Genomic DNA, 484 nt, shown 5'->3' on the forward strand with positions numbered 1-484 from the left:
ACAGCGTATCGTTCACACCCTGGATAAACAGTGCATCGACTCGGGGTGCGCCCAGCCCGTCAGGACGTGAACCGCAGTAGGCGCCAAGACCATGCCCAGACAGACGCTCCGACGTCCGCTCGCTGGTGGTACCGCCAAGCGATTCCGCGTAAGCCGCGGTGACCCAGGGCGCTTGGTCTGCCACCGCCAGGCCGGTCAGGAGCGATAACCACAACGTTTTGGGTACCTGGTCCGGCCCTAGGCTGTAGGAAAGATCATGCCAGGTAATGACCGGCACCAGCGCATCGAAGCGTGGATCGACACTCGAGCCGATCAGCTGAAATCCTCCGCCGTAGCTCACACCCAGCCCGCCGACAAGCGGATCTCCGCGCAGATAAGCCAAGTGCGGCGAGAGGTGTCCCTCGGCCCAGTCCAGTAGGGTCTGAATATCGCGCCCTTCAATCTCGGGGTCCTGCACATTGGCCTGTCCGCCGCTGTCGCCGAA

1 protein-coding gene is annotated in these 484 nt (G+C 63.0%); it reads right to left on the minus strand.

The genetic code is table 11. The annotated features are described in order from the left end of the window. Positions 1–484 (minus strand): hypothetical protein (locus tag OWC48_RS46325; protein ID WP_282525975.1); only part of this gene is annotated, 484 nt, incomplete at both ends.

This window comes from Bradyrhizobium sp. Arg816 (assembly GCF_029989365.1).
Classification (GTDB): domain Bacteria; phylum Pseudomonadota; class Alphaproteobacteria; order Rhizobiales; family Xanthobacteraceae; genus Bradyrhizobium.